At 57.4% G+C, this 1,440-nt stretch carries 1 protein-coding gene; it reads right to left on the bottom strand.

Going from position 1 to position 1,440, the window contains the following annotated elements; genetic code table 11:
• Window positions 1–253: 253 nt before the first annotated feature.
• Window positions 254–1,312: an IS110-like element ISPpu11 family transposase gene (locus N5D53_RS27530; RefSeq protein WP_104887826.1), complete on the bottom strand. Its 1,059-nt coding sequence runs from the start codon at window positions 1,310–1,312 to the stop codon at window positions 254–256.
• Window positions 1,313–1,440: the final 128 nt, after the last annotated feature.

Below are 1,440 nucleotides of genomic sequence, written 5' to 3'. Positions count from 1 at the left end.
TGTATGGACTCGCCCACACTGTCTAGCTGCTTTTTTGAACATAGGAACCCGGTTGCATCTATGTATCAGGCCTGTTCGAGGAAGCTTTTTGCTTCTGGCCAACATCGTGGTGAGCTCGCAGTGTGCCGTTTACATTGAGGCCACTATCAGGCCTGTAGGAGCGGAGGCATCGGTCTGCGACGGTCTTACCTAGGGTCAATGTTCACTAGCAGGGGTTGGAGCGCCTAGCGCCCCGGTGGCATTACCCGGTTGGTCAGAGGCTCATAGCCGCCTCCGGTTTTTCGTTCGGTTTTCGTTGGTAAACCTGATCGCTCTGTAACAGGGCCCAGATAATCCGCAGATTTCGATTAGCCAGCCTGATCGCCGCCTCCTTGCGCCCAAGGCGGGATAGCCAGCGCAAGAGGCGGCGATCATCTGGCTGATCGGAATCAGGCCTTAGCTGGCTCAAGACAGCATGCGCGCCCTGGATCATCAGGCTGCGTATGTAGCCGTCACCGCGCTTGCTCATCTTGCCCAATCTGATTTTGTTTCCGCTGCTGTGCTGATCGGGCACGATACCGAAGAAGGCGGAATACATTCGGCCACTGGCGAAGCGGCTGGGGTCGGTCTGTTTCGCCACGATCGCCGTGGCAATGATAGGGCCGACGCCGCGAATGGTGATCAGTCGCTGAGCGACTTTATCCTCTTGGGCAGTCGCTTCGAGCCGGCGGCTCAGCGCCGTTATGCGTTCACCTAGAGACAACCAGTCCATCAGCAACTCATCGAGCAACTCGCGCAACAGGTCGGGTAGAGGCAAGGAAGCATCCTCAAGCGCCTGAGGCACATGCTTATTGATCGCGGCATCGCCCTGGGGCATGGATACGCCATGCTCAAGTAGCAAACCACGGATCTGATTACCCAGCGCGGTATGTCGCTTGATGTTACCGCGCCGGATACGGTGCAGCGCTTGAATAGCCAGTGCTGTGGTGCTCTTGATCGGTATCGAAGCGATGCTCGTATCGCGACCGGCACGCAAAATGGCATAGCAGTCGTTACGATCGTTCTTTGCACCGCTGCGATGTTCGGCAACACGTTGCGCCGGCAGGATGCGAACCGGATTACCTTTGGCCTGCAGCAGCCTGGCCCAGGCTTGCGCACCTGGACCGCACTCCATCAAGACGGCCACGGTCGTTGGCAGCCTGAGCAGGAAATCATGGAACGCTTGGCGGGATTTGATGCGATCTTCGTAGATCACCCGCCCAGTAGCATCCTCGCCTGCTAATTGGAAGACCTGTTTGGCCAGGTCTACGCAGATGGTTGTGCAAAGCTCCACATCAGTGGAAGACAGGGAATCGTGTTTCGAACTATGCTTTTTCATGGTCTCGCCCTCGCTGCCGTTGGCTTCTTCGAACACCACCGTGGCACTGTGATGCCTCGGCGGGGGCGAGTCCATCGATTACA

The organism is Pseudomonas sp. GD03862, from assembly GCF_029840855.1.
Classification (GTDB): Bacteria; Pseudomonadota; Gammaproteobacteria; order Pseudomonadales; family Pseudomonadaceae; genus Aquipseudomonas; species Aquipseudomonas alloputida.
This window is presented reverse-complemented; position numbering and strand designations above follow the sequence as displayed.